Consider the following 19,755-nt stretch of genomic DNA (forward strand, 5'->3'; position numbering starts at 1 on the left):
AGCGCCAATAATAAGAAGAGGATCATAGAATATGGAACCCATCCTTTATAATGCCATGAACGGCTCACAAACCGATTTTAATCGTCAGGCAATTAGCGCAAACAATTTGGCTAATAGTGGTACAGTAGGATTTAAAAGTGAGTTATTTCAGGCACAGTCTATGTATCTTACTGGTTCAGTAACTACTGCTGAAGCATTGGTTGGCGAGCAAATACATGGTGTGGATTTTACCGATGGTCCTCTAATGACTACCGGACGAGATTTAGATCTTGCTGTCCAGGGAGATGGCTGGTTTGCGATACAGGATTCACAAGGCAAGGAAGCGTATACACGGGCAGGTGATTTTCATGTCGATGAAAATGGAATGCTAATGACAGCATCAAAGCATCCTGTTCTGGGTGATGGAGGACCAATTTCCATTCCTCCCGCGCAGCGAATTGAGATTGGAAGTGATGGTACGATATCAATAGTACCGCTAGGTGCAGAGCCCAATGAACTTGCAGTCTTGGATCGCCTTAAACTGGTTAAATTAGCAAACAAAGATCTCATTAAAAGTAATGAGGGTTTAATGAAACTAAAAGGGGGGGGCGTAGCTCTCGCAGATGCCTCGGTGGTCTTGGTGAAGGGGGCTTTGGAAGGTTCTAACGTGAATCCTGTTGCAAACATGGTTGAATTAATTAATACGGGAAAAGAATTTGAAGCGCAAATGAAAGTTATGCAGACCGTCGACGAAAATTCACAGAAATTGGCACAACTATTGCAAGTGTGAATTTTATAATAAAAATAATAATAAAAACAAGGAACGGCCATGGAACCAGCATTATGGGTTAGTAAAACCGGTCTTGATGCGCAAGATAAAAATATTGCAAATATTGCTAACAATTTGGCAAACGTCAACACAACAGGTTTTAAGAAGGGAAGAGCGGTATTCGAAGATTTGATTTATCAGAATTTGCGTCAGGCAGGCGCTCAATCCAGCCAAAGTACAGAAATACCGACTGGTATCAATATGGGTACTGGTGTGCACATGGTTGCCACGCAAAAAATATTTAATCAGGGAAGTATCCAGAATACCCAAAACCCTCTCGACATTGCCATTCAGGGAAGAGGATTTTTTAAGGTATTATTGCCTGATGGCACAGAAACCTATACTCGGGATGGGACCTTCCAGAGTGATTCTCAAGGTCAGCTTGTTACGGCGAATGGCTACGTGTTGCAACCCCCCATGGTTATCCCGCAGCAAACTTTAAGTATAACCATTGGTAATGATGGTACTGTAAGTGCGCTTGTTGCAGGAAATAACGTGCCAACTCAACTTGGTATTATTCAATTAACGGATTTTGTGAACCCAGCGGGTCTGCAACCACTAGGTCAGAATTTGTTTGTTGAGACTGTTGCCAGTGGGCCTGCACAAACTGATAACCCAGGCAACTCAGGCTTAGGTAGCCTTTTACAGGGTTCCCTGGAAGCATCTAATGTCAACGTGGTGGAAGAGCTAGTGAATATGATCCAGGCTCAACGTAGTTATGAGATTACTGCAAAAGGAATTCAGACTGTAGATAACATGTTGCAGTATTTAACCCAAACGTTGTAATTAGGTATTGGCGATGACTAATTTTCGGTATCTCTTAGGCGCAGGAATTATATACTTGCTCACAGGTTGTGAAGCATTAAATCCACCCTATCCAGGAACTGAACCCGAGTATTCGCCTACCTACCCAACAACGCCGGATCCTACCCAGAAGCGTTATGCAAATGGTGCTATTTACAATGCAGAAACGGTATTACCGCTTTTTGAAACGCCTCGTGCAAGGCATGCAGGTGATCTGGTTACGGTGATCCTGGTGGAAAAAACCGATGCTCAAAAGCGTGCTATTACCCGACAGCGAAAAAATGATAAAACACAAATTGTGAATGCAACGGTAATGGGGCGTCCGGTGAATTTGGGTGGTGGTTATAACTTTGATTTCGATTTAGATGCCAACCGTAAATTTGAAGGTGAGGGGCAATCTGTACAGAATAATAAATTGGCAGGCAGTATTTCAGTAACTGTGGCCAAGGTTCTGGCAAATGGAAATATGGTGGTGCAGGGTGAAAAGTGGATTCGTATTAACCAGGGTAGTGAGTTTGTGAGGTTGTCGGGAATTATCCGACCTCAGGATATTCGGCCAGATAATTCCATCACGTCAGATAGAATAGCCAATGCGAAAATAGCCTATGGTGGTGTGGGTCAAATCAATAATACGAATGCACAAGGTTGGTTTGCCCGATTTATTTGGGGGCCTCTCTTCCCGATATAAGTTGTCAATTTTTAAGGGACCAGCTAATGCGTAAAAGCTCTGTAATTTTTGTTTTTCTGCTTATCAGCACCTTCACTGGTTTGATTTTTGCTGAGCGCATCAAAGATCTGGCGACCTTAGCAGGCGTTCGTAATAACCAACTGATTGGTTACGGCTTGGTAGTAGGACTTGACGGCACCGGCGATCGCTCCGGCACCCGATTTACAGAGCAGAGTTTTGGTAATATGTTGATGCAGTTAGGGATCAATATTCCTCCGGGAGTCAAACTGAATTCTAAAAACATTGCTGCAGTCATGGTGACTTCCAACCTGAGTTCATTTATGAAAAGAGGGCAGACTATGGATGTGAATGTATCATCTATAGGGGATTCAAAAAGTCTTCGCGGTGGAACCCTATTGCTTACCCCCTTAAAAGGGGCTGATGGGCGTGTTTATGCTATGGCACAGGGCAACGTCACTGTTGTTGCTTTAGGAGTGCAGGGTGATGATGGCTCGAGCGTTACAGTGAATGTACCCAGCGGCGGACGTATTGCCAATGGAGCAACGGTGGAAGTTGATATTCCTAATCCTTTCTATTTTTCACGAAAACTGACTTACAATTTGCATAGTCCTGATTTTACTACCGCAAAACGGATGAGGGATGCCATTAATGAATTAATGGGACCAGGTACAGCAGAGGCAATAGATGCTGCGTCAGTAGAGGTGTCAGCACCCAAGCTGATGTCGCAACGAGTAGATTATGTTTCTGTATTGGAGAATATTGAATTTACGCCAGGAGAGGCCGAAGCTAAGATAATTATTAATCCGAGGACTGGAACAATTGTGATTGGGCAAAATGTTCACGTGAAGCCCTCTGCTGTCTCACATGGTAATTTAGTAGTGACGATTAGTGAGAATCCGCAGGTGAGTCAACCTAATCCTTTTGCCAACGGGCGAACAGTCGTTGTTCCTGATACCCAGATCAATGTTGAACAACGGGGTAACCGTACCTTTTTATTCGCACCAGGTACTTCTTTAAAAGATATTGTTAAAGCGATTAATGCAGTTGGAGCTACGCCAGCTGATTTAGTTGCTATTCTGGAAGCCTTAAAACAGGTTGGGGCATTAAATGCGACCATAATCATCATTTAACGGGTGAACTGAGATGACGATAGAAGGACTAGCGGTAACTGATTTTCAGGGTTTGCAAAATTTAAAGCTAGAGGCACAGAAGGATGCTAAACAGGCATTACCTGAAGTAGCTAAACAGTTCGAAGCAATTTTTCTGCAATCAATGCTAAAAGCGATGCGAATGGGCCAGCATTTTCTTGATGATGCAAGCCCATTTATGGGTAAAAATGAGCAAATATTTCAAGACATGCTTGACGGGCAATATGCTAATAATATTTCCAATGGACAAGGCCTTGGGTTGGCAAGCATGCTTGCCAAGCAATTGGGACAATCAGTCAATACGGCTGCTACTACTGTTAATCCCAAGACGACCAATGTAATAGAACAAAACATGTTAGCCTCTCGTGTCACTCCTTTAGCGGTTACTTCGACAAAAACAAATGCTGGCAGCGCAGATATTGATGATTTTGTAAAATCGATATGGCCTTATGCAAGACAGGCAGCTGGTTTACTAGGCCTTGATCCTAAAATCTTGGTAGCTCAAGCAGCCTTGGAAACAGGGTGGGGGCAATTCATCGCCAAAGGATCGGATGGCAGTAGTAGTAATAATCTATTTAATATTAAAGCGGCCTCAAATACAGAGGGTGAAACAGTAAAAATTAAAACTACCGAGTATATTGCCGATACACCTATTAAGATGAATGCTTCTTTTCGAAAGTATCCATCCGTTGAGCATAGTTTTAATGATTATGTCTCTCTGATTAAGGGAAATGAACGTTATGAAGCTGCTTTGGCAAATACTGCTAATCCTGAGCGTTATGTGGATGAGTTGCATCGTGCGGGGTATGCGACAGATCCGGGTTATGCCAGTAAAATATTAGCAATATACCATGGCGATGAGTTACAACAGGCTTTAGAAAGAAATGGTTTTTCAGGAATAGATTAATGTTACTTGGGGGCGTTCGTGATGTTTAAATTTTAGAATTGTAGGCTTTATAGGCTACAACATCGCCTCAATATTTAGGAGTAAGAAGCATGGCAGGAATTTTAGGTATTGCTTCATCAAGTCTCAATGCATTCCAACGCGCTCTTGAGGTGACAGGGAATAACATTGCAAACGCAAATAATAGCGGTTATTCCAGGCAAACTATTCATTTTACGCCAACACCTGCCCAACGCTATGCGGGTTCTTTTATTGGCACTGGAGTCGCTGTTTCCAATATTAAGCGTAATAATGATCAATTTGCTACTCAGCAGTTACGCGATACTCTGACGACCAAAACAGAATACGATACTTTTTATCAACAGGCATTACAGATTGACAAGCTTCTCTCTCAAGAAGGCACCAGTATTTCAGCGGCATTACAAAATTTCTTTAGCTCGCTCGGGCAATTAAATGATGCGCCAGATAGTTTGGCATCACGTGGTGTTGCATTGAAACAAAGTCAATTGTTAGTCGATCAGTTCAATACAATGCAACTCCGTTTAGATGAGTATCAACAAAATAATACGGCGCAAATTAGACAAGCTGTTGAGCAAATCAATCAAATTACTGCCAATATTGCTCAAGTAAATATGCAACTTAGTGCGATGCCAAATGCACCTGAATTAATGGATAAACGAGATGAATTACTACGTGAGTTATCACAGTATACCGATGTCACCGTGATTGAACAGGGCGATTCAAATATTAGTGTTGGAATTGGCAGTGGAGAAATGCTGGTTATTGGCTCCGAGCAACGTGAATTAAAGGTTGATCTCCGCAATAGCGATCAGTTTGGAACAAAAATTTTTATTAAGAATGGCTTAGGACAAACTGATATCAGCCGTAATTTACACTCTGGTATGTTGGGTGGTTTCCTTGATTTTGAACAGGGGATTCTTTCAAATACAAGTCAATTGCTGGGACAAATGGCTATTGGACTTGCAGCAACGTTTAATAATCAACACCGCTTAGGCCTTGATATGAATAGCCAAATTGGTAAAGATTTTTTTACTGATTTCAATCAAATGAGCTTGCAATTAGAGCGCTCAACTCCGCGAATAACCAATACTGGCACAGGTGTTTTATCAGTCGAAATTTCTGATATTAGCCAACTTGAGCTAAGTGACTATGAACTATTGGTTAGCGATACTTCTACCAATGAAATAAGAATCATACGTAAATCAGACGGACAATCGACAACCTTAAATTGGACTGATACACCTCCTACACCACCAGCTGCTCAAGTGGTGATCGATGGATTAACTATTACCGTTGATAATATAAATAATTTAGTTGATAACGATCACTATATGTTGACATCCACCCGTGGCGCTGCGCGTGATCTTAAATTAAATATTTCTGATGCGCGCGAGATCGCTTATGCCGCACCTGTCCGTACTCAGGCTTCTTTAGCCAATACTGGAACAGGACATATTGCTCTGGGGGAAATTTTTGATACGACTGTAGTGGATAAAGAATACCGTATTGAATTTATTTCTGATACACAATACAACCTGGTGAATGTCACAGATACGATAACAACTGGACCGTTCACTTTTACTCCTAATATTGATAATACGATAATGATTCCTGATACACTGACCCCGTCGTATTCAATTGTATTATCAGGTATCCCTAAGACTGGTGATACATTCACTGCTTCTTATAATAGCGGTGGTATAGGCGATAATTATAATGGTTTAAAGCTGGCCTCTCTGCAACAAGATAAGATCTTTGAAAACGGGACAGAAAGTTTATTTGACAGGTATTCTGATTTAATCGCTGAGGTTGGCGGAAGAACCTATCAAGCTAAACTTCGCAGTGATGCTGCCGATATATTACATCAGCAAGCTGTTGAGTTTCGCGAAAGTAAAAGTGGGGTTAATTTGGATGAGGAAGCTAGCAATTTACTCCGTTTTGAGCAAGCTTATCAAGCAGCAAGCAAAGTAATGGCTATTTCAGGCCAGATAATGGATATATTATTTGCTGCACTGAGGTGAATAATGCGCATTTCAACCAATCAAGTTTTTCTGCGTGGACTTAATGGGTTATTGACACAGCAAGCCCAGACTTTGAAATTACAACAGCAGTTGTCATCCCAGAAAAAAATAGAATCACCGTCTGATGATCCTATTTCTGCTTCAAAAATTGATTTGATGAGGCAACGGATTAATGCGGCTGAGCGGATGCAACAGAATCGGGAAGCAGCAGTTAGTGCCCTGACTTTTGAAGAAAGTGTGTTGGGTAATACAATTGGTGTTATTCAGCGTCTCCGGGAATTACAGGTTCAAGCAGGTAGTACTGCTCTGTCAGAAGCCGATCGTCATGCCCTTGGTGAGGAAGCAAAAAACCTTTTAGACCAGTTATTAGGTATGGGAAACACGCAGGATAGTAATGGCTATTATTTATTTAGTGGTAGTAAAACAGCGACTCAACCATTTACCAGAGATGTCAACGGAGCGTTTCTTTATAACGGTGACGAAACGCAACGTTTACAGACTATTAGTGGCGGTTTGAAAATTGCAACCAATGATAATGGCTCTGATTTATTCATGCGTATTCTCAATGGAAACACTTTTTTTACCGTTACACCTACTGCTACTCCAAATACCGGTACTGCTTCAGTGAGTTCTGGAACGGTTTATGATGCAGCTATTTTTGTTCCAGATGATTATACTTTGCAATTTGCATTAAACTCATCAAATCAGTTGGTGGTCATGGTAAGTGGGGTCAGTAGTGGCTCAGTCATTCCACCTACTGGTTTGGTTGATGATGCACCAGTGTATGAATCTGGATCAACGATTAGTTTCAATGGTATACAAATAACCGTTTCCGGTGAACCACAGGTCGGTGATAGTTTTGCTATCAATCCTGCGCGGAATGAATCTCTTTTTTCAACAGTGGCGCGTATGGTTGATAATCTTAATAGTCCCTTTGCCAGCCCTATTGATAAAGCAATTGTTCAAACTGAAAATAATCAATTGCTCGATCAGTTCGACACAGCACTTGACAATATCATTGCTTACCAAGCCCAGGTAGGAGCTCGTCTGAATCAATTGGATGTGGCTGATCAAGTCAATTCGGACTTAATTGAAACAAGCACAGAGACCCTCTCTTCACTGGAAGATGTGAATCTTCCTGAAGTCGCGGTCAAACTGGATTTGCAGCGCATTTATTTACAAGCAGCACAACAAAGTTTTGCCCGCATTCAAGGTTTAACCGTATTTAATTACATTTAATTTGAACCTGCTGTCTTCATTGATTTATGCGTTTGATACTTCAATCATGCCGTTGAAACCTACTGTCTATTCAAAGGAGAGTGCTAACATCAAAGGAATGTGGACCTTTGATGTTAGCATGGAGTAGGGCGTTATTGTTTCTTTTTATGATTAAAGACAGTACACAGATGAGCATTAATGGTTTCAATTGCATTCCGGCAAGCAGGGGTATCCGCGATATCATTTATCATCAGAAAATCGTGAATAGTTCCGTGATGGCGGATACCGGTAACAGAAACGCCAGCGGCATTCAGATTATGGGCATACGCTTCGCCTTCGTCACGGAGTACATCGCATTCACCATTAATGACTAATGCGGGTGGTAACCCTTTTAATTGATCTATAGAGGCTTTTAATGGGCAAGCGGTTATTTCTTTTCGTTTTTCTTTATTGGGTAAGTAATTATCCCAAAACCATTCCATCGCTTTTTTGGTTAGCCAGGGGCCCTCAGAAAATTCTTTATAAGAGCCATTTTCAAAATTAGCATCTGTCACTGGATAGATAAGCACTTGATAGTCGATTTTAGGTCCGCCGCGCTCTTTAGCAAGCAGGGTCATGACGATGGTCATATTACCACCTACGCTATCTCCTGCTACTACAAAGCGAGAGGTGTCGAGATTAAATTTTTTACCATTCTCGGCAACATATTTTGTTGCGGCATAGGCCTCTTCTATTTGAGTAGGATATTGTTCTTCAGGTGCTAAACTGTAATTGACAAATACAACGGCAGCATGCGACCCAACGGCGAGTTCGCGAACAAGGCGTCCATGAGTCTGATAATCGCCAAAAACCCATCCAGCACCATGATAATACATGAGTACAGGCAGTGTTTCTTTAGCTCCTTTAGGACGGATAATCCTGATGGAAACTTTTCCTTTGGGGCCAACGGGGAGAGTGTGATCTTCAATGTCGACATCAGGTTTTTCAGACTTCAATTCTTGCAATTTATCAAATATGGCTCTACCTTCAGATACGGGTAGATCATAAAGAGGTTTCCCCCCTGCTTTTTGTATTTTCTCTACAAATGCCCATGTTTTAGGCTCAATGCGTTTATTTAGGTCCATTACAATATCCTTATATAAAATAAAATATCACCTATAGGTATAAGACTGTTTATGCAGGAAAGCAAGTTATATATAGCTGGAGCCTAAAGTTAGAAAATATTTCTTTCTGGCCCTTCTATTATTGTGGGCCAGATTTATCAGGTGCTGTAGTCAAGGGCGCAAGCAAGGGGCTTTCCTTATCAGAGGCAGGCTTAAAAAGGCGAGCATAGGGTGCATTTGTATAAGCAAGGGTCTCTTGTTTTTTTGCCGAGGGGAGAATTAAACTTATCGCCGCATGGATCATATCATTAATGAATTGGATGAAAGTGCAAAAGCCTTCTATTAGCGTACGGGTTTCTTTATCGTTACTGGGAAAATCAACCAGCGATTTTTCCTGTGATGTTTGAAGTTCAACCCCTGCAAGATTACATAGAAGCTGTACACTACGTTTGTTACCAGATTTTTCCGCGGCCCCGATAGCATTGCTGGATTTTATCAAAGCAGGGATGTCAATATCTGCAATGTTTTTTTGATAACATTCAACCAGCTTTTCAATACACTGCGGACTTCCTGAGGTTGCTACTAACTGTAAGAAATCTGCTCGTTTTTTAGCGTCCCTTATAGAGCTACAAAAAGCTGTGTTAATAGCCTCATCTTTGAGTAATCGCTCGAAGGCTTCATATCGCCCTGTTTCGAGCGCAAGCCTGCAACTTTCTACATAGACTTTATCAGGGTTCTTGATTAGTTTTCGATGTTCATCTTTCAATAAGACGTCAATCGCATCAAGGCGGTTATCTCTTGCTGCCAGTTGCAAGGCAACTTCCGGATTACTTGCTCCTTTCTCAAAGCATAGACGGATTTGCTCAACATCGTTTTGCAGCACAGCCATCGCTAGTGAATCGAATTTATGTCCATTGATTTCCATAAATTGATTGATCTTGTCCGGCTCTTTTTTTAATAAATTTTTAAATATCCATTCTTTGGTTGGGTATTGATGATTACTGGGTTTATCAGGATGACTACATATATTGATAGTTAACGGCAACAACGCCGCTGCCTTATCATTGTCTGGGAAAACGGTAGTTAACAATTTGGCAAGTTCCTTACCATCTTTGCAAATATCAATTAGGGTATGGTTTGGATCATAGACGCGAAATTCGCCATTTTTCACAAAAACGGAGATTGCATGAGTAGGTGTACCAACAGTCCAGGCAGTACCTTCCACTTTTAATTTATTAAATATCTGGCTCCAATCCTTTACATCCGCGACTAGAGCAAGATTATATTCTTTAACGATGGGTTTTTGGGTTACTCCATCCTTATCAAGAAATTTTAAGAGTTGAATTGAATCATCTTGATTAAGCGTTTTGTTAAATTCTTTAGGTAAATAGGCAAATAGAACTTCACCAATAAATTTATTCGCTTTACTGTCATCCAGATTGGAAAATTTATCATTAGTGCTTGGAGGGGGCGCGACACCATGCTCTTGAGCATATAAAATTTCTTTACCTTTATGCTCAATATATTGCAGCATGATAAGAAATTCTTCTTCTTTATCCTCTAAAGCATATTTACAATAGACGGCTGCCAAGCCATTACAGATCCCAGTCTTATTTGCTTTAAGATCTATCTTATTGGCTTGTAGATACAGATTAAGCATAGGGACTAAAGTCAATTGAGATGTAACTTCGGGTGATGGTTTTGGCATTTTATTTAAAATTAAAACATGGTGATAAATATTATAGCATCGCGAGGTGGTTAAGTCACCAAAAGTATGGGCTGATTTACCGAGGTAAATGATGTTTTCGAACTTACAATATTTGCAACATAAGCGCTTCATCCCTTTATGGAGAGTAGCTATCTTTTCGTTTTTAGGCGCGTTTTTCATGGCGCTTATGGCACAAAAAAAATTACCAATACCAGGGACTGCTTTACAACTTTCTTTACAGAGTTTGAGTGTTTCCCTTTTAGTAATTATTTTTCAACGTAAAGCGTTGTGGGCAGTTGTATTCTATTTGGTACTTGCCACCCTTGGATTTGCTGTTCTTGCTGATGGCTCCTCAGACCCTAATTGGTTTGGCTCAATTAAAGCTGGTTATTATTGGGGATTTCTTCTGGCTTCCTGGGTAGTCGGCAGTGTTTTAGCAACGGTGCGACCGCACCGTTTTGTTAAAATCTGGTTTTGCCTCTCCTTGAATGAGACGTTGATTTTATTCTGTGGTTTTTTGCTGTTAAGCTATCATTTCGGTTTTAAACAGGCATGGTGGATAGGGGTTTGGCCTTATATTTTAGGTGCCCTTGGAAAAATAACATTTGCTGCACTTGTTTATAAATTTATTTCATTAAAAAGAAAAAGAAGACAAATCGCAGCAGCCTCATTGAATGGTATAAACTTAAATAAGATTCAATGAACCATAGAATGGGAATCAAGTATGTTAGATAAAATAAACCAATTTTTTACCTCCAGTGCATACGCTGTCATTGGCGCCTCAAATAATCGACAAAAATTTGGTAACAAAGTCCTGCGTTGCTATTTGCAAAATAATAAAACGGTTTATCCAGTGAACCCTGGGGAAAAAATTGTTGAAGGATTGCCTTGTATCGCGGAAATTGCCGATTTACCCCCATCTGTAAATAGCATTTCCATTATTACTCCCCCTCAGATTACAGAAAAAATTGTGGCACAAGCTATAAAAAAGGGAATTCAAAATATTTGGATGCAGCCGGGAGCGGAAAGCGATACCGCGATTAATAATTGCCTGGAAAATAAAATGAATGTTATTGCCCATGGCCCCTGCATTTTGGTTGAGTTGGGTTTTACCGATCATTAGGTGTTGATTTTGGGATGCTGCGAACAAGCCGCAGCATAGAGATGAATAAACTTGAATTAAAGCAAGTGGATTTCTATCCGCTCAATCGATTTTCCAGGATGGGAACGTTTTAAGGAAACATAGCCTACTTCAGCTGTCGATTTAACATGTGTCCCGCCACAAGGAACTTCAGCGAAGCCATCAATTTTCCAAAAACGACGTTGTGCGGAAATATCTGAATAGCCCGTTTGAATGAGCTTGTCAGCTTCAATAATAGTATTGTATTCGCCTAATATTTCCCCAAAAATTGCAGAAATATTTCTGTCATGAATAAAATCGATTCTAGCTTTATGCTCAGCAATGTGGGCACCAACTTTCTTAAAATGGTATTTTCGTGTGACGAGTTCCAAAACTAATTCCGCAGCAAAATGCAAACGCATAAGCTTGTAGCGACGGGGCCAATCGATAGTCATAACTACTTCATCATTAATCTTAAGATTGTTATTGGCAAGCGTATAATAAATAAGGGAGCCGTCCATTCTGGAATCAATAATCGCAAGATCATTAATATAAGCTTTATCACTTTCCTGGCCGCCAGAAAATGAATAGGCAATCGTTTTTTCTAGCAAAATATCATTATCGACGATGGAAATAATTTTGGTGTTGAGTGTACATCGATAGGGATCCTGCCAAAATAATTTTTCCATGGTTTTCCCTCCGGCTATGATGTATAGAGTGCAGATCCAGATAGTTCTTGCTGTCTGCTGGATTTCAAACCCAGCAAACAAACAATCAAAGCGCCTAAAATGGCACAGATTGGTATTAACATTAATGCACGTTGATAGGCCAATAGACTATACAGTTTAATATGTTCGCTGCTTAATAAACCACTCCAGGAGAGATCCATGACCTTACCTATGACAGTATGGAAAAAAGAGCCGCCAAGCATATTGATGCAATTGAGAAAAGCAATAGTAATACCCAATTGTTCTGTCTTGACTAAAGCGGAACCTGCTGCAAAGACAAGTACTTGATAACAACATAGTAAGCCAAGAGAAAAAAATAAACTGGCAAGAAACCACCAATGGTAATTTTCCTGCATTAATAAGGCAGCAAATAGGCCAGCCATACCAAAGCCACAGAGGGCAACGAGAGTGTAGTGACTTAATTGTTTACTACAAAATGCTAAGACAGGTCCTCCAAAGAGCATACCAAAAAATACGAATGAAATAAGTTGAGCGGCATCATTTTTACTAATGGAGTAGGCAGTCATTAAATAAGGTACTCCCCATACATCACTGAAGCCTTCCAGAGAGCCGACCATTAGCAAATTAGCAAGTGCTAATAACCAGATAACAGGCGAGGACAGGAGTGTTTTAAAACTGGATAATTTAAATGACTCCGGAGCCATTTTTTCTTTTTTATGCGTAGGGCTACGTAAAACAAAATAAGTGCTGCAACCCACCCCAATAGAAACCAGGGCTAGAGCCAGGGCAACTTTTTGCCAATGATACATCTCAATAAGAAGACTGAGAGGTTTACCCCCATAGATAGCACCCATGAGACCTATAGTAAAAGAGAAACCAATCATCCTGGTGTATTGATTTTTGGGAAACCATTCGGAGACTACCTTCGATACACCTAAAAAACCTGCCGCAGACCCAACTCCCACCAGGAATCGACTTAAACAAGCTAAATACCAATTATTGGTATAAGTAAATAACAGCGTCGCTGCACCACAAACAATGGCAAAAAATCCCACTATGTATCGAGCTCCAAAGCGATCCAATAGAAGAGCAGCAGGAATTTGCATGCTTGAATATCCATAATAATAAAAAGCTGCAATCAAACCGAAATGACTGGCATCAATAGAAAATTGGGTCATCATTTGCGGCATCATCAAACCAGGCCAAAGGCGTAAGATGAATTGATAAGCAAAAAACACTAAAGGGAAAAACCACATTACAAAGGGTAAGTATTTATATTTTTGTGTAAACATGCGCAGCCTCACCAGGTTAAGGTTTATAAAGTTGTAACAGGAGAATATGGGCGTGGCAGTTCGTATCGGCTTTCAGCCGATAATAATGAAGGGAATAAAAGTAATCAGATTAAAGCTTATAGAAAGCATTGTTTGTAGTACATTGGTTAAGTTTGACAAAAAACAGTATACATAATGTGTTTTTTTATAGCAATGGCTTGGGCATGCTTGGCGTGTTGCGGGAAAGTGGTGGGCCGTATAGGGTTCGAACCTATGACACAGAGGTTAAGAGCCTCCTGCTCTACCAGCTGAGCTAACGGCCCCGCGAAAACCTACAGCATAACGAGTTAAAGCAAAAATACAAGTATCTTCCTGATTTTATCGGTTGCCTTTACTAAAAAATTATTGTTGCGCTGTGATACACAGAAATTAGTGCATAAACAAGCAGTGGCATCACTTTTATTAACATGGAGTTAATTTTCATTTTTATACTCCGTTGTAGAATGAATAGTGCTGAATCATTCAAGAAGTGTGCCTTCTCTGAGCAGTTTTATTTTAAAATGCGGTTTTGGTTTTTAAGATCCTATTAATTTACGCTAGAATATTGTTTCTACTGCAGTTTCGAAACGGTACTTGTAGTCCTTTAACTGGTTTTTTTCTACCCTCAGTTAGTTGGTTTTCTTATCTAATCAGGGTTTGCCGGCAATAATTGTAGTGAAATTGTTTATATTTGGTTGATAAATGCTCACAATATACCGATAATATCCAGCCAGATTTTGTTTGAATATAAAATTTTATTAGGCAAATATCGTAACTTTTTAATTTTTAATGAGAATTACCTTGGTTAGAAAATTTTTTATCATAGCTTTGCTTTTTTTTACTGTATTGGCGGACAGCAGTTTTGCCCAAAAAAGACTGATTGCCATTACTATTGATGATTTGCCTTTTGTAGGGGAAGCCAAAAATTTTCATTTAGATATGATAATTAATGCCATTAAGTCGCATGAAATTCCAGCAACAGGGTTTATTATCGCTGGCGAGGTTAATCCTGATAACTGGAAAATGTTGCATAAATTTCGCGATGCTGGTCTGGGATTAGGTAATCATACTTTTTCGCATTTAAATTTAAATAAAGTAGATACGGAGGCTTATATTGAAGAGATCGATGCAGCTGACAAAATGTTAATGCCGGTGCTTACTGAACCAAAATTTTTCCGTTATCCCTATTTAGCAATGAGTGGCGGTAATAAAAAAGAAAAAGTATTACATTACCTTTCAAAAAAGAATTATCATGTCGCGCCAATTACAATTGATAGCAAAGATTTTATCTTTAATCAGCTTTTATTGGATGTACCGCAAAATCAACGGCGTAGTTTTCTGGAGGCATTAAAAGTAGCTTATATCGATTTTATCTGGCAGCAGACTTTAAAGGCAGAAGAGCATGATCGTTATAATCACAAACCCGATCAAGCCCAAATTCTATTAATCCATGCTAACTTGCTGAATGCCTATGTATTACCTGACATTATTAACCTGTATAAGCAAAATGGCTTTACCTTTGTTAGTTTGGAGGAGGCTTTAAACGCCCCTGAATCTCCCAAAATGCTTGCCAAGAAGGAAAAATCTCAAAGTGATGCCAAGATAGAAGAATATCTGGATTGGGATTAACAAACCAAACGCAAGTAACCCACTTTTATAACCAGGATAATTAGAATGCCAAAATGGTGCTTGTGTGAAGGTCACTTTTGGTATTGTCCTCGCCAACACTGGAATCAAGGCTCTCAACATCAGCAGTCATTGAACCCTTGTCATCATGCTCCAGCGATTCCTCACCTTCTTCCTTCTCAACGGCTTTTATTACTCTATATTCAAGGCTATTTTGGACCGCTTGCCGGGCTTGTGCAGTATACTCTTGAACAGCATTAACTGGCGGTAACATTTGTAAGATCCACAATGCACTGCCAAAGAAGCCTCCAACCCCGGTACCCGCCAGGACAGCCATATTTCCGCCTTTAAAGGCTCCCCAGACAGCTCCGACAAGAGACCCACCTGGTCCGGCAGCTGAACCCAGTGCACCGCCGATAGCTGCTCCAACGAGAGTGCCTAGGACGGTAGATAAACTGGCCAAGAGAAAACCTTTAATAAATCGGCCGAAGATTTCCCATCCGGTAGGATTAGACTTTGCCTGCTCCTCATAGGTTTTAAGGAAGTCAATTTTCGCTGCTTGATCATGGCTATCATCAGTAATGAACTCAACGGCTCTCTTACATTCTATAAGTTGCTGATAAGCATAATTTTTTTCAAAGTCAATGGGTTTTCTTTCTTGTATTTGGTCTAAGAGCTCTGCTAAAAGTTTTTCTTTTAAGGTCGCCGTAGCAATTGCCAGACTTGTTTTTAATCTTTTTTCGTGGATTTTATCTTTATCTACTGTTATAGAGGCTGCTAAGGGTTTAGCGAGGTATGCCCTTAATAAACCGTCTATTTCATCACTCCGTGCAAGAATAGCCTTAATGGTTTCATCACCAGGGTTATCGACAAGAAGGATTTGCAAATCTTTTTTAGCAGGAATCTGGCTTACCCAGTGGGAGTTGCGCCAGTTATCAAGAATCATATCTGGGTTTTCGTCGGCAGTGTATAGGACTGCGGGGCTGCCATTTTTAAAATTTTTAAAATTAATTGGTCGTTCAGTGTGTTCTTCCCAATGTCCTTGACTTTGGCGAAGCTCATTACCGGTGATGACTCCGTGTAACGCATTAAGCGCTTCTGCAGTACCCCAGGAGCGAGAGTCTTGTAATCTTGCTGAATAGGCATTCAGCTGTTGGCCTTCATTGGCTTGAAAGAAGGCAACTATTTTCGTTTGAAAAAAAGCATCAATAGCTTGCAAGAGTTCAGCTTCAGCTTGATTTATCACCTTATCATCTGGATCAGCTCCGTTAAAACCTGTTACCACGTCCTTAAGACGCGTTACTTTGTCGGCTACTTCTGGATCTCTGATTATCTCTTCTGCTAATTGTGTTGTGTAGTTGCTAATTGCGGCATATATATTGGGAACCCGGTAAATCTCTGCTTCGTTAAATTCTCGCTTGGATCGATCATCCTCTGGAACCTGGATTTGCGTAATGATTTCTTGGTGTTCCCTGGAGAGTTTGGCTTTAACGAGTTCTTTAAATTTAAAAGCCACAGCACTAAATAAAGAGGAGTTAAGAGGGTCTTTAATAAAATCGCTGATTATTTTTTCAGCAGCAATTTTTCTTAGTTTAGGTTCGAGTATCAATTCAATTATTCGAATATCTGCTGGGGAGACGAAACCTGGTTTTTCTAAAATATTGTTTAAGAGTTCTTCTTCTGCCGTATTTAACGCTAATAACGCAAAGATCTGTGCTTTATGCTCATGCTGCGAGCCAAGCGATTTAAGGTGATACATTAAAGAAATAGCATAGGCATAATACATGCAACTTCCCTTGCCGCTGTTATCTATTACTCTCATGTTAATTGAGCCCCAAATCATCTCTTAAAAGAGCTATTGTAAATTAAATAGCTTAAGGGGAGATTAAATTTCTCTAGAAATCGCTAAAAATTGTTAATAACTGCATGATTTTTTTCCAATACAAGTAAAAAACATCAATTTGAATGGTTTTTTATTTATTTATTAGTTCTCGAACATCGCATCAAGTTGACCAATCACTCAATTAAATTTAAATTTAATCTGTCTGACCAAAAAAAGAAGAAAATGTAAGACAAAAAACAGGAAGAAAATCACTTAAGGAGAGTCACGATGCTTGCAAAAGAAGATATCTTAAAAATAATTAACGAGTGTCGTAAAATTGGGGAACAAGGACTTAATGAAGTAATAGCATCTGTTCCAACGTTAAGTGTTGATTTTTTATTACCACCAAAAGATTTTTTAGGGACAAGTAATAATCCGGCAATCTTTGTAAACCATGATACTTATCGACTCTTGGGCAAACATCATCATGTCTGGAGGAAAAATAAAACAATAGCAGTAAAAGAAGATTTCCTAGAGAAAGAGCCAATGATGATCATTGGTATTATTGTTATGAAGTAGGGCATGCTTTTAATGTGGCAGCAGGAATAACAAACTCTGAGTCAAATGCTTATCTTTTTGAAATTGAAGTCTTGTCGCTTTGGGTGAAAACAGGAAATTCCATGTTGTTTAACTGTAGTGCGAGTGATGTTCAGGCATTTTTTGAGTCACGCCTTTCCATGTATCGTATGGAAATAAGGGGAAACGAGCATTTAGCCAGACTTGTTGAAGCAATTGAAAAAAAAGAAATCTTTTCCTTGCCCCAGAACACTTCAGCAGAGTCAAGTGAGCTATTGCCAATGTTAAGTAGTTAATTGTTTTCACCAAGGGGGTATTTTGATGGGCGCCTCCAAAGGGGGGGGAGGTGCCTTTTGACTTCTAAAAGCAAAAGGCTAAATCGATATCACAACACATCATGCTTGTACTTCAAAAGGCTTAGAAATAATACTTGTACTCGTTAAAGGCTTAGATTGAGTACTATATTGTGACAAAGTATTCTTAGTCTGCATAAACGCTACTAAGAAAAAGCAACCAAATACGACTCTAAAGGCGATTTTAAAAAGGCTAATTCTTTCCATGAACTTTATCCTCCTTGTACAACAGATACTCATTATCTGTATTTTCGCTCCAGTATTAGGCTGGATTTTAAGCATAGACAATGAAATTACGTTCTGCAAATAAGTTTTATAAAGTTTTTAAAAAAAATTACCAAATGTTACATTTTTGTAAACGACATTTTACTGGGTTGGAAGAGATTGTGCAGCTGGATTTATTGCAGTCTTTTTGACCTGAATAGGAAGTATCGGAAATTCGATACTCCCTATTCTAATTCTTTAGAATACTCGATTGCAAGAGTTATTTAGATTGCTCTTTCCATTCTGGTGTATCCCTTTGATACCATGCAGCGGGCTTCAAAATTGCTGCGTGCATAGGAGCCTTCTGTATTTTCATCAAAATAACTTTGACGCATATCCCGTTCACATTCATAGCTATCTCTTGCGTATTCTTGCGGTGAAACACCGGGTTTATCCCAATAGGTTTGAGTACAGGCGCCAAGGGTAAACGATAATATTACCAACAAGCATTTTTTCATTTTTTCTCTCTAAATAGCTGTAAGGAAAATAGTTTTGCAACATTATAGTATAGATTTTGAGTCAAGTAATCATTATAGGGCTTTATGTTCAAATTGTAGGCATTTTGAAAATGTAATCTATTGATAAAAGATAATTTTTATTCAGGTAGTATCGTGAAAATTGATTAACTAAGACGAGGCTAATTTTCCGATTGAAACATAGCGGCAAGTAAATGCAAATGATTTTGTTTGTGGGGCTTTTGTCAAATGCAGATAATGATTCTTACTCGCCAATAATGCATTTAGTTCGAGAGCAGCCTCTATTTGATGTAAATGATCGCGATGAGGTGATTCCCATTCACTAATTTGTTGGACAGCCTTTTGTTTTGCTTGTTGTTCATCAGTAGCCACAACAAAAATATTTTTATGCAATTCTGTAAATTGTTGGGGATCGTAACCACCCAGGTTCACAAAATAGAGTTTATTTGCGTTATCTTTTGGCGGTTCGGTTGAAATATGGATATTATAACCATCGGCATAATCGAGAATTCCCCAGGCATCCAGATGCAAACTTGCCGGAGTACCCCACCAGCTTTGGCGTAAGCTAGGATAAGTTTCTTCAATACTACTGGCCACGACAAAACGCATATCATGCAATTCAATTAACGATTGTTTATGTGTACCACCGATATAAATAACAAATAAATACATATAGGCACCCTGAGTGACGTCACTGCCATAAGAAGCGGGTTTAAATTATCAGGAAGATAATGACCCGTAAAGAGCGCGAGTGTTTTCAATAGATATCGATAACCTGTCGCGTCGGTACAGACCCTGTGAAACTGCGTCCCGGAGAGGATTCGAACTCCTTAGGAGAGGGGATTTAAGAAGCAGCTCAACATATTTCTATGTATCTCCATGCAAATGATGCTCCTATAAATAAAGGACTTTTCTGGTTTTTCATTGCATGGACATACATTATTGCTGCAAAGTCACAAATAACTTACAGATAAGAAACAGATAAAAGAGGCTAAAGTGTAGAAATAGAAAGTAGAAATTTCTGTAGTGCCCTGCAATTAAAATTCAATTGCAAGACACTCAAGAATCAAATAGTATAAATCTGCGTTTGACGTAT

19 protein-coding genes and 1 tRNA gene are annotated in these 19,755 nt (G+C 39.7%); 12 read left to right on the plus strand and 8 right to left on the minus strand.

What is annotated here, in order from left to right; all coding sequences use genetic code 11:
• Nucleotides 1-31: 31 nt before the first annotated feature.
• The 7 genes from ACN4Z1_RS10290 to flgL all read left to right on the plus strand — a co-directional run bounded on the left by ACN4Z1_RS10290 (nucleotide 32) and on the right by flgL (nucleotide 7,633).
• A complete protein-coding gene (locus ACN4Z1_RS10290; protein WP_115221507.1) occupies nucleotides 32-769 on the plus strand; it encodes a flagellar basal body rod protein FlgF in 738 nt (245 codons plus the stop codon).
• 39 nt (nucleotides 770-808) lie between these two features.
• Nucleotides 809-1,594, plus strand: coding sequence for a flagellar basal-body rod protein FlgG (gene flgG / locus ACN4Z1_RS10295; protein ID WP_115174988.1), 786 nt, complete (start codon nucleotides 809-811; stop codon nucleotides 1,592-1,594).
• Nucleotides 1,595-1,607: 13 nt separating this feature from the next.
• Complete coding sequence (locus ACN4Z1_RS10300; protein WP_058445397.1) at nucleotides 1,608-2,300, plus strand: flagellar basal body L-ring protein FlgH; 693 nt, start codon at nucleotides 1,608-1,610, stop codon at nucleotides 2,298-2,300.
• 26 nt (nucleotides 2,301-2,326) lie between these two features.
• Nucleotides 2,327-3,430: a flagellar basal body P-ring protein FlgI gene (locus tag ACN4Z1_RS10305; protein ID WP_115221506.1), complete on the plus strand. Its 1,104-nt coding sequence runs from the start codon at nucleotides 2,327-2,329 to the stop codon at nucleotides 3,428-3,430.
• Nucleotides 3,431-3,443: 13 nt separating this feature from the next.
• Nucleotides 3,444-4,355 (plus strand): flagellar assembly peptidoglycan hydrolase FlgJ, encoded by a 912-nt coding sequence (flgJ, locus tag ACN4Z1_RS10310; RefSeq protein ID WP_419388272.1) that lies wholly within the window; start codon nucleotides 3,444-3,446, stop codon nucleotides 4,353-4,355.
• A gap of 89 nt (nucleotides 4,356-4,444) precedes the next feature.
• A complete protein-coding gene (flgK, locus tag ACN4Z1_RS10315; RefSeq protein ID WP_419388273.1) occupies nucleotides 4,445-6,394 on the plus strand; it encodes a flagellar hook-associated protein FlgK in 1,950 nt (649 codons plus the stop codon).
• A 3-nt stretch (nucleotides 6,395-6,397) separates the two neighbouring features.
• Nucleotides 6,398-7,633, plus strand: a complete 1,236-nt coding sequence (flgL, locus tag ACN4Z1_RS10320) for a flagellar hook-associated protein FlgL (RefSeq protein ID WP_228364588.1) — start codon at nucleotides 6,398-6,400, stop codon at nucleotides 7,631-7,633.
• Nucleotides 7,634-7,764: 131 nt separating this feature from the next.
• Here the strand turns inward: flgL and ACN4Z1_RS10325 are convergent, their stop codons facing one another.
• Entirely contained in the window at nucleotides 7,765-8,736 is a 972-nt protein-coding gene (locus tag ACN4Z1_RS10325; protein ID WP_228364589.1) for an alpha/beta hydrolase, read from the minus strand.
• Nucleotides 8,737-8,854: 118 nt separating this feature from the next.
• Complete coding sequence (locus ACN4Z1_RS10330) at nucleotides 8,855-10,603, minus strand: hypothetical protein (RefSeq protein WP_419388274.1); 1,749 nt, start codon at nucleotides 10,601-10,603, stop codon at nucleotides 8,855-8,857.
• 7 nt (nucleotides 10,604-10,610) lie between these two features.
• Between ACN4Z1_RS10330 and ACN4Z1_RS10335 the strand changes: the two genes are divergently transcribed.
• Nucleotides 10,611-11,126 carry a biotin transporter BioY gene (locus tag ACN4Z1_RS10335; protein ID WP_419388275.1) on the plus strand — a complete coding sequence of 172 codons (516 nt, stop codon included), beginning with the start codon at nucleotides 10,611-10,613 and terminating at the stop codon, nucleotides 11,124-11,126.
• Between the two features lie 21 nt (nucleotides 11,127-11,147).
• Nucleotides 11,148-11,546 carry a CoA-binding protein gene (locus ACN4Z1_RS10340; RefSeq protein ID WP_228364591.1) on the plus strand — a complete coding sequence of 133 codons (399 nt, stop codon included), beginning with the start codon at nucleotides 11,148-11,150 and terminating at the stop codon, nucleotides 11,544-11,546.
• A gap of 56 nt (nucleotides 11,547-11,602) precedes the next feature.
• On the opposite strand, the gene ACN4Z1_RS10345 is transcribed toward ACN4Z1_RS10340, so the two are convergent.
• The 3 genes from ACN4Z1_RS10345 to ACN4Z1_RS10355 all read right to left on the minus strand — a co-directional run bounded on the left by ACN4Z1_RS10345 (nucleotide 11,603) and on the right by ACN4Z1_RS10355 (nucleotide 13,826).
• Entirely contained in the window at nucleotides 11,603-12,232 is a 630-nt protein-coding gene (locus ACN4Z1_RS10345; protein WP_419388276.1) for an alanyl-tRNA editing protein, read from the minus strand.
• Nucleotides 12,233-12,246: 14 nt separating this feature from the next.
• A complete protein-coding gene (locus tag ACN4Z1_RS10350; protein WP_370634600.1) occupies nucleotides 12,247-13,536 on the minus strand; it encodes an MFS transporter in 1,290 nt (429 codons plus the stop codon).
• Between the two features lie 214 nt (nucleotides 13,537-13,750).
• Nucleotides 13,751-13,826: transfer RNA gene (locus ACN4Z1_RS10355), tRNA-Lys, on the minus strand.
• A 505-nt stretch (nucleotides 13,827-14,331) separates the two neighbouring features.
• On the opposite strand from ACN4Z1_RS10355, the gene ACN4Z1_RS10360 reads away from it, so the two are divergent.
• Nucleotides 14,332-15,171, plus strand: a complete 840-nt coding sequence (locus ACN4Z1_RS10360) for a polysaccharide deacetylase family protein (protein WP_228364593.1) — start codon at nucleotides 14,332-14,334, stop codon at nucleotides 15,169-15,171.
• A gap of 40 nt (nucleotides 15,172-15,211) precedes the next feature.
• Here the strand turns inward: ACN4Z1_RS10360 and ACN4Z1_RS10365 are convergent, their stop codons facing one another.
• Complete coding sequence (locus ACN4Z1_RS10365; RefSeq protein WP_228364594.1) at nucleotides 15,212-16,954, minus strand: glycine zipper family protein; 1,743 nt, start codon at nucleotides 16,952-16,954, stop codon at nucleotides 15,212-15,214.
• 324 nt (nucleotides 16,955-17,278) lie between these two features.
• Here ACN4Z1_RS10365 and ACN4Z1_RS10370 point away from each other — a divergent pair, with 324 nt between their 5' ends.
• Together ACN4Z1_RS10370 and ACN4Z1_RS10375 are read left to right on the plus strand one after the other, a co-directional pair.
• Nucleotides 17,279-17,569: a hypothetical protein gene (locus tag ACN4Z1_RS10370; protein ID WP_419388277.1), complete on the plus strand. Its 291-nt coding sequence runs from the start codon at nucleotides 17,279-17,281 to the stop codon at nucleotides 17,567-17,569.
• A gap of 14 nt (nucleotides 17,570-17,583) precedes the next feature.
• Nucleotides 17,584-17,862 (plus strand): hypothetical protein, encoded by a 279-nt coding sequence (locus tag ACN4Z1_RS10375; protein ID WP_419388278.1) that lies wholly within the window; start codon nucleotides 17,584-17,586, stop codon nucleotides 17,860-17,862.
• Nucleotides 17,863-18,407: 545 nt separating this feature from the next.
• Here the strand turns inward: ACN4Z1_RS10375 and ACN4Z1_RS10380 are convergent.
• Nucleotides 18,408-18,641: a hypothetical protein gene (locus ACN4Z1_RS10380; protein WP_228364595.1), complete on the minus strand. Its 234-nt coding sequence runs from the start codon at nucleotides 18,639-18,641 to the stop codon at nucleotides 18,408-18,410.
• A 168-nt stretch (nucleotides 18,642-18,809) separates the two neighbouring features.
• The gene (locus tag ACN4Z1_RS10385; protein WP_419388279.1) at nucleotides 18,810-19,331 is read right to left on the minus strand and encodes a DUF1543 domain-containing protein; all 522 of its coding nucleotides are present in this window, start codon (nucleotides 19,329-19,331) and stop codon (nucleotides 18,810-18,812) included.
• Nucleotides 19,332-19,755: the final 424 nt, after the last annotated feature.

This window comes from Legionella sp. ST3F1 (genome assembly GCF_048553315.1).
GTDB classification, from domain to species: Bacteria; Pseudomonadota; Gammaproteobacteria; order Legionellales; family Legionellaceae; genus Tatlockia; species Tatlockia donaldsonii.

Excerpts from the sequence above, each read along its gene's own strand:
- ACN4Z1_RS10290 (WP_115221507.1), top strand. The coding sequence starts at position 32 with ATGGAACCCATCCTTTATAATGCCATGAACGGCTCACAAACCGATTTT.
- flgG (WP_115174988.1), top strand. The coding sequence starts at position 809 with ATGGAACCAGCATTATGGGTTAGTAAAACCGGTCTTGATGCGCAAGAT.
- ACN4Z1_RS10300 (WP_058445397.1), top strand. The coding sequence starts at position 1,608 with ATGACTAATTTTCGGTATCTCTTAGGCGCAGGAATTATATACTTGCTC.
- ACN4Z1_RS10305 (WP_115221506.1), top strand. The coding sequence starts at position 2,327 with ATGCGTAAAAGCTCTGTAATTTTTGTTTTTCTGCTTATCAGCACCTTC.
- flgJ (WP_419388272.1), top strand. The coding sequence starts at position 3,444 with ATGACGATAGAAGGACTAGCGGTAACTGATTTTCAGGGTTTGCAAAAT.
- flgK (WP_419388273.1), top strand. The coding sequence starts at position 4,445 with ATGGCAGGAATTTTAGGTATTGCTTCATCAAGTCTCAATGCATTCCAA.
- flgL (WP_228364588.1), top strand. The coding sequence starts at position 6,398 with ATGCGCATTTCAACCAATCAAGTTTTTCTGCGTGGACTTAATGGGTTA.
- ACN4Z1_RS10325 (WP_228364589.1), bottom strand. The coding sequence starts at position 8,736 with ATGGACCTAAATAAACGCATTGAGCCTAAAACATGGGCATTTGTAGAG.
- ACN4Z1_RS10330 (WP_419388274.1), bottom strand. The coding sequence starts at position 10,603 with ATGAAAAACGCGCCTAAAAACGAAAAGATAGCTACTCTCCATAAAGGG.
- ACN4Z1_RS10335 (WP_419388275.1), top strand. The coding sequence starts at position 10,611 with ATGGCACAAAAAAAATTACCAATACCAGGGACTGCTTTACAACTTTCT.
- ACN4Z1_RS10340 (WP_228364591.1), top strand. The coding sequence starts at position 11,148 with ATGTTAGATAAAATAAACCAATTTTTTACCTCCAGTGCATACGCTGTC.
- ACN4Z1_RS10345 (WP_419388276.1), bottom strand. The coding sequence starts at position 12,232 with ATGGAAAAATTATTTTGGCAGGATCCCTATCGATGTACACTCAACACC.
- ACN4Z1_RS10360 (WP_228364593.1), top strand. The coding sequence starts at position 14,332 with ATGAGAATTACCTTGGTTAGAAAATTTTTTATCATAGCTTTGCTTTTT.
- ACN4Z1_RS10365 (WP_228364594.1), bottom strand. The coding sequence starts at position 16,954 with ATGTATTATGCCTATGCTATTTCTTTAATGTATCACCTTAAATCGCTT.
- ACN4Z1_RS10370 (WP_419388277.1), top strand. The coding sequence starts at position 17,279 with ATGCTTGCAAAAGAAGATATCTTAAAAATAATTAACGAGTGTCGTAAA.
- ACN4Z1_RS10380 (WP_228364595.1), bottom strand. The coding sequence starts at position 18,641 with ATGAAAAAATGCTTGTTGGTAATATTATCGTTTACCCTTGGCGCCTGT.
- ACN4Z1_RS10385 (WP_419388279.1), bottom strand. The coding sequence starts at position 19,331 with ATGTATTTATTTGTTATTTATATCGGTGGTACACATAAACAATCGTTA.